Origin of the sequence: Escherichia sp. KCJ4928 (genome assembly GCF_004352695.1) — a bacterium.
Lineage (GTDB): Bacteria > Pseudomonadota > Gammaproteobacteria > Enterobacterales > Enterobacteriaceae > ECMA0423.
The window spans coordinates 1-7,098 of the sequence record NZ_SJWV01000194.1; the positions used below are offsets into that span (position 1 = coordinate 1).

At 51.2% G+C, this 7,098-nt stretch carries 6 protein-coding genes; 3 read left to right on the forward strand and 3 right to left on the reverse strand.

Features of this window, described 5'->3' with window-relative positions:
- The 3 genes from allB to glxK form a co-directional block, all read left to right on the forward strand.
- A partial coding sequence (allB, locus tag E0D98_RS19825; RefSeq protein WP_131890869.1) for an allantoinase AllB occupies positions 1-1,251 on the forward strand: 1,251 nt, incomplete at its 5' end.
- Between the two features lie 56 nt (positions 1,252-1,307).
- Positions 1,308-2,609, forward strand: coding sequence for a uracil/xanthine transporter (locus E0D98_RS19830; protein ID WP_001298987.1), 1,302 nt, complete (start codon positions 1,308-1,310; stop codon positions 2,607-2,609).
- A 21-nt stretch (positions 2,610-2,630) separates the two neighbouring features.
- Positions 2,631-3,776, forward strand: coding sequence for a glycerate 3-kinase (gene glxK, locus E0D98_RS19835; RefSeq protein WP_000706355.1), 1,146 nt, complete (start codon positions 2,631-2,633; stop codon positions 3,774-3,776).
- 128 nt (positions 3,777-3,904) lie between these two features.
- On the opposite strand, the gene allE is transcribed toward glxK, so the two are convergent.
- From allE to allD, 3 genes are read right to left on the reverse strand one after another with little or no spacing between them, the layout of a single operon-like run.
- On the reverse strand, positions 3,905-4,690 hold the full coding sequence (gene allE, locus E0D98_RS19840; protein ID WP_000540946.1) for a (S)-ureidoglycine aminohydrolase: 786 nt from the start codon (positions 4,688-4,690) through the stop codon (positions 3,905-3,907).
- 10 nt (positions 4,691-4,700) lie between these two features.
- The gene (allC, locus tag E0D98_RS19845; protein WP_050877073.1) at positions 4,701-5,933 is read right to left on the reverse strand and encodes an allantoate deiminase; all 1,233 of its coding nucleotides are present in this window, start codon (positions 5,931-5,933) and stop codon (positions 4,701-4,703) included.
- Positions 5,934-5,954: 21 nt separating this feature from the next.
- Positions 5,955-7,004 (reverse strand): ureidoglycolate dehydrogenase, encoded by a 1,050-nt coding sequence (gene allD / locus E0D98_RS19850; protein ID WP_000703894.1) that lies wholly within the window; start codon positions 7,002-7,004, stop codon positions 5,955-5,957.
- Between the last annotated feature and the right edge of the window lie 94 nt (positions 7,005-7,098).

Here is a 7,098-nt window from a genome sequence, read left to right on the forward strand (position 1 = left end):
GGCGATGCAAAAGAAGTTATGGATGCGTCTGGTCTGGTGGTTTCGCCGGGCATGGTTGATGCGCACACCCATATTTCTGAACCGGGTCGTAGCCACTGGGAAGGTTATGAAACCGGTACTCGCGCAGCGGCAAAAGGTGGTATCACCACCATGATCGAAATGCCGCTCAACCAGCTGCCTGCAACGGTTGACCGTGCTTCAATTGAACTGAAGTTCGATGCCGCTAAAGGCAAGCTGACTATCGATGCGGCACAACTCGGTGGCCTGGTGTCTTACAACATTGATCGTCTGCATGAGTTGGATGAAGTGGGCGTTGTCGGCTTCAAATGCTTCGTTGCGACCTGTGGCGATCGCGGTATCGACAACGACTTCCGTGATGTAAACGACTGGCAGTTCTTCAAAGGTGCGCAGAAGCTGGGCGAACTGGGGCAGCCGGTGCTGGTGCACTGCGAAAACGCGCTGATCTGTGATGCACTGGGCGAAGAAGCGAAAAGTGAAGGTCGCGTAACTGCCCATGACTATGTGGCTTCGCGTCCGGTATTTACCGAAGTGGAAGCGATTCGCCGCGTACTGTACCTGGCGAAAGTTGCCGGTTGCCGTCTGCACATTTGCCATATCAGCAGCCCAGAAGGTGTTGAAGAAGTGACTCGTGCACGTCAGGAAGGTCAGGATGTTACTTGTGAATCCTGCCCGCATTACTTTGTACTGGATACCGATCAGTTCGAAGAAATCGGTACTCTGGCGAAGTGTTCACCGCCGATCCGCGATCTGGAAAACCAGAAAGGCATGTGGGAAAAACTGTTTAACGGTGAAATCGACTGCCTGGTTTCCGACCACTCACCATGCCCTCCGGAAATGAAAGCCGGCAACATCATGGAAGCATGGGGCGGTATTGCCGGTCTGCAAAACTGTATGGACGTGATGTTCGATGAAGCGGTACAGAAACGCGGAATGTCTCTGCCAATGTTCGGCAAATTAATGGCGACTAACGCAGCAGATATTTTCGGTCTGCAGCAAAAAGGCCGTATCGCCCCAGGAAAAGATGCCGACTTCGTCTTCATTCAGCCGAATAGCAGCTATGTTCTTACCAATGACGATCTGGAATATCGCCACAAAGTCAGCCCGTATGTTGGCCGTACCATTGGCGCGCGTATCACGAAAACCATCTTACGTGGTGATGTGATTTACGACATTGAACAGGGCTTCCCTGTTGCGCCGAAAGGTCAATTTATCCTTAAACATCAGCAGTAATCTGGCCCCTGCAATGCCCGTCCTTGCGGCGGGCATTCTCCGGTTAAGGTGTGTTTATGTTCAATTTTGCAGTCAGCCGCGAAAGCCTGTTATCAGGATTTCAGTGGTTTTTCTTTATTTTTTGCAACACGGTTGTGGTTCCTCCTACGCTACTTTCTGCTTTTCAGTTGCCGCAAAGTAGCCTGCTTACGCTCACGCAATATGCTTTTCTTGCTACCGCACTGGCCTGCTTCGCTCAGGCGTTCTGCGGTCATCGTCGCGCTATTATGGAAGGGCCGGGTGGCCTGTGGTGGGGAACCATCCTTACTATCACCCTTGGCGAAGCATCGCGCGGGACACCGATCAACGATATCGCTACCAGCCTGGCGGTGGGGATTGCGCTCTCCGGCGTGCTGACGATGTTGATTGGTTTTAGCGGATTAGGCCATCGCCTGGCACGGTTATTTACGCCGTCGGTGATGGTCTTGTTTATGTTGATGCTGGGCGCGCAGCTGACCACTATCTTTTTCAAAGGTATGCTCGGGCTGCCGTTTGGCATAGCCGACCCAAATTTTAAAATTCAGTTACCGCCGTTCGCGCTCTCGGTGGCGGTGATGTGCCTGGTACTGGGGATGATTATCTTCCTGCCGCAACGTTTTGCCCGTTATGGCCTGCTGGTCGGCACCATAACCGGCTGGTTGTTGTGGTACTTTTGCTTTCCTTCTTCGCACTCGCTCTCCGGTGAGTTGCACTGGCAGTGGTTCCCGCTCGGCAGTGGAGGTGCTTTGTCGCCGGGGATTATTCTGACGGCGGTGATTACAGGTCTGGTAAATATCAGCAATACCTACGGTGCGATTCGGGGCACGGATGTTTTTTATCCGCAGCAGGGCGCGGGGAATACGCGTTATCGTCGTAGCTTTGTGGCGACCGGATTTATGACACTGATAACCGTACCGCTGGCAGTAATTCCATTTTCACCGTTTGTTTCATCCATTGGTTTATTAACCCAGACTGGCGATTACACGCGGCGTTCGTTTATTTATGGCAGCGTTATTTGCCTGCTGGTGGCGCTGGTTCCGGCACTCACGCGACTGTTTTGCAGTATCCCTTTACCCGTGAGTAGCGCGGTCATGCTGGTTTCTTATCTGCCTTTACTCTTTTCCGCGCTGGTGTTTAGCCAGCAAATAACGTTTACCGCTCGCAATATTTATCGACTCGCATTGCCGTTATTTGTCGGCATATTTTTAATGGCATTACCGCCTGTGTATCTGCAAGACCTTCCATTAACGCTTCGTCCTCTGCTCAGTAACGGCTTATTGGTCGGGATTTTACTGGCTGTTCTTATGGATAACCTTATTCCGTGGGAACGTATCGAATAATTTGTTGAAAAAGGATTGATAATGAAGATTGTCATTGCGCCAGACTCTTTTAAAGAGAGCTTAAGTGCAGAAAAATGTTGTCAGGCAATTAAAGCCGGGTTTTCGACCCTCTTTCCCGATGCGAACTATATCTGTTTGCCGATAGCGGATGGCGGCGAAGGAACGGTGGATGCGATGGTCGCCGCGACGGGCGGCAACATCGTGACGCTTGAAGTCTGCGGGCCGATGGGCGAAAAAGTGAATGCTTTTTATGGCCTTACCGGCGACGGGAAAACGGCGGTGATTGAGATGGCGGCAGCAAGTGGCCTGATGCTGGTCGCGCCTGAAAAGCGTAATCCGTTGCTGGCCTCCAGTTTTGGTACGGGGGAGTTAATTCGTCATGCGCTGGATAACGGCATTCGCCATATTATTCTCGGCATTGGCGGCAGTGCGACGGTCGACGGTGGTATGGGCATGGCGCAGGCGCTCGGTGTGCGTTTCCTTGATGCCGACGGTCAGGTGCTGGTGGCTAACGGCGGTAATTTAGCGCGCGTGGCAAGCATTGAGATGGATGAATGCGATCCGCGTCTGGCGAATTGCCATATTGAAGTAGCATGTGACGTTGATAACCCGCTGGTAGGGGCACGCGGCGCGGCGGCGGTGTTTGGCCCGCAAAAAGGGGCAACGCCGGAAATGGTCGAAGAGCTGGAACAGGGGCTGCAAAATTACGCCCGTGTTTTACAACAGCAAACTGAAATCAACGTCTGCCAGATGGCGGGCGGCGGCGCTGCGGGCGGTATGGGTATTGCGGCGGCGGTATTTCTCAATGCGGATATTAAACCAGGTATTGAGATTGTGTTGAATGCGGTCAATCTTGCGCAGGCAGTGCAGGGCGCAGCACTGGTGATCACCGGGGAAGGGCGCATCGACTCGCAAACGGCAGGCGGTAAAGCGCCGCTGGGTGTGGCGTCGGTGGCGAAGCAGTTTAATGTACCGGTGATTGGGATTGCTGGCGTATTGGGTGATGGCGTGGAAGTGGTGCACCAGTACGGCATTGATGCGGTATTCAGCATTTTGCCACGTCTGGCACCTTTAGCCGAAGTACTCGCCAGCGGTGAAACCAATCTCTTCAACAGCGCACGAAATATTGCCTGCGCCATTAAAATAGGTCAGGGAATTAAAAACTGACCCTTACCTTTAAAGCGGATGCGATTTATATCGCATCTTTTTTTACCTGAATTTACTACAAAAAAAGCCACGGTATAAACCGTGGCAAAATCCAACATAGCTAAAAATAATCAGGCGAGTGGTATGACTTAAATCTCTACGTCGCGGTTGCAATCTTTCGAGTAAATATAGCTGAACGCTTCACCACGCCCTACACCATAACCAGCCTGTAAAGAATAAGCGCCCATAAAGATGTAATCGCCTTTTTTCACCGGGATCCAGTTATTGTCGAGGTTATAAACCCCCTGACCGGAAAGAATATAGGCACCGTGTTCCTGAACATGTGTTTCGATATAACCGTGGCTGGCACCTGGTGCAAAAGAGAGGATATGCATGTTCATATCAAAACCTAACTCTTTGGGCAGAAAATCCAGCAGGATCACATCATCCATACCTTCATAGTGAATGCGTTCCAGTTCGCTGGCATTGCCAGAAACCAGCCACGGTGCATGGCCTTCTACCGGAACATAGCGACGCTTATATAAAAAGATTTGGCTGTCTTCGGCCTGGGCGTTAACAAACGTCATTAAGGAGCCTGGTGGGCAATAAAGATAGCCACCTTCGCTTAAGGCAAATGTTTTGCCTTCGGCTTTGGCAGTGATATTTCCAGAGATCACATACAGGAACGTTTCAATGCCTTCGCCACCGAAGCCCTGTTGGTTGCCACCGTTTTGATGCAGTGTGACCAGATAATCAACAAAAGAGGCACCCAGCTTTGGCGTGGAGAGGATTGTCGCGTCACAATTTTCAAAGCCCGGAATAATATTTTTTACCAGACCATCCGGGGTTAACAGTGCGAAATTACCGTGTTTAACAATCGCACGGTTAGCCAGTAAATCATCGCGGTAACCGGTGACGTTATTTAAATATCCCATTTATGACTCCTTATTTCTGCCAGGCAAGTTGATAAAGCATGAGTGCCAACGTTTTGACCCCTTCGGCAAGGTCGGTAATATTGGTGCGTTCCGCCGGGTTATGGCTGATCCCGTTGATGCTGGGAATGAAAATCATGCAGGTTGGTACGCGAGGCGCGAAAATTTGCGCGTCGTGCCCGGCACCACTGTGCATCACCCGGTAATTCAGTTTTTCTCTTTCACACAATTCTGTCAGGGTGGCGACCAGCTCCTTATTCATCGGCACGGGTTCTTCGTCCATCCATAAATCGATATCAATACCAATGTCCATTTCATCGCAAATCGCCCGCATGTCGTTTTCTAACTGTTGGGTGAAATCGCGCAGCACGGCAGCGTCGGTATGACGACAATCAATGGTGAACGTGGTTTTACCCGGCACCACATTTACCGTATTCGGGCGCGGCTCTACTTTGCCAAAGGTCAGAACCAGCGGATCGCCCATCCTTTTCGCTTTTTCGACCGACTGATGGCAAATGCGACTGAAAGCGTAAACTGTATCACGACGATAACCCATCGGCGTGGTGCCTGCATGGTTTGATTCGCCGTTCAGCGTTACCGTATAACGACGCTGCCCGACAATTGCATTCACCACGCCAATTGATTGCCCATTACTTTCCAGCACACAGCCCTGTTCAATATGCAGTTCAACAAAGGCTTTAATATCCTGACGCGGAGTTAGTGGGGCGTTCGGAAGAGTAAATCCGCAAGCCTTCATCGCATCGACAAAACTATTTCCTTTGGCATCACAGATATTCCGCACGTCGTCAGGATTCGCCAGCCCAAAGATATTTTTACTGCTCCAGAAGACATACGGGAAGCGGCTGCCTTCTTCTGCCATCGCCACCACTTCGACCGTACGTAGCGGCGCGCCGTATTGCGTTTTCAGCCAGTCAATTGCCAGCCACGCCGCCAGCGCGCCGAATTGCCCGTCGAGGTTACCGCCGTTAACCACGGTATCGATATGCGAACCGCTCAGAATCACTTCCTGTGGATATTCGGTACCATTCAGGCGACCGTATAAATTCCCTACTTCATCGAAACGTGTTTCCAGCCCACTTGCGGCCATTCTTTTTTTAAATTGCTGCTGGGTTTCCAGCCATTCCGGCGAATAAAGTAAACGGGTCATCCCACCCGTTGGGTCAGCGCCAAAAGAGGAAAGCCAGGGCAGCGTTTCTTCTATGGCTTGACGAAAATGTGTAATCATAAGAAAGTCCTGTCTCAATAATTATTGCGCAAAGGGATTTTTCGTTTCGTATGACGTGTTATAAAGCGCGTCGGAAATTAAATACTGGTAAATATCATCAACAATTTCGATGCCTTCGACGGCGGCTTTGCGTTGTTTAATATCCTGATCCTGTCCGGGATAATAAACTTGGTTAAAACCGGGCGCGGGGGTAATGGCATTTAATTCGCGCATGGTCTGGCTAAGATGTTGACGGAATAATTCGCTGGAGGAGAAAAAGTTCGGATTAATAACTATATGTAATTGCCCCAAATTACGCCCTGCGTGTAAATCGTCATACATCGAACTAACCTGTCGCCCGAACGGTAAGCCGAGTAAGACGCCTGAGAGGACGTCAATCATCATCATCAGGCCATACCCTTTTGGCCCGGCGGCGGGGAGCAGAGCATGTACCGCGAACGGATCGGTTGTTGGTGCACCGTTTTTATCGACCGCCCAGGTATCCGGGATAGACATATTACGCGAGCGGGCGTCGAGCACTTTTCCCCATGCCTGTACGGTAGTCGCCATATCAAAGGTAAGGATCTCGTCGCCTTCTCCCGGCGCGGCAAAGGCCAGGGGGTTAGTACCGTAGTAAATTTCCGCGCCGCCAAACGGCACCACCATTGGATCGGACTGGCACATCGAAATGCCAATGAATCCGGCGCGGGCTGCCTGCTGCACAAAATAAGAGATTGCGCCGCTGTGACCCATCCGGCTGATACCGACCACCGCAACGCCATTTTGCTGGGCGGTTTTGATGGCATGTTCCATACCCATTTTCGCCGCGACCTGTCCGGCGGCATTGTCGGCATGTAAAATTGCCGAGCACGGCCCGGTTTCCTCAAGACGAAACTCCGGTTCGCGGTTGGTGCCGCCTTTTGAAATGCGTTCCGCGTAGTATTCCACGCGCACCGCGCCATGAGAGTGGATCCCTCTGGCATCGGCGTAAACCAATACTTCAGCCACGGTTGCAGCGTGCTCACGTTTTAACCCAGCCTGGCAGAGTTTATTCTCAATTAGCTGGTGGAGTGTTTCCCGACTGATTTTCATCTGTCTTCCTTTTTAACGACGGTGTGAAGCATGACTGCAATTAACATACAGGGAAAATATCTGGATTATGTGATCCAGACAGGCAAAAAAATAT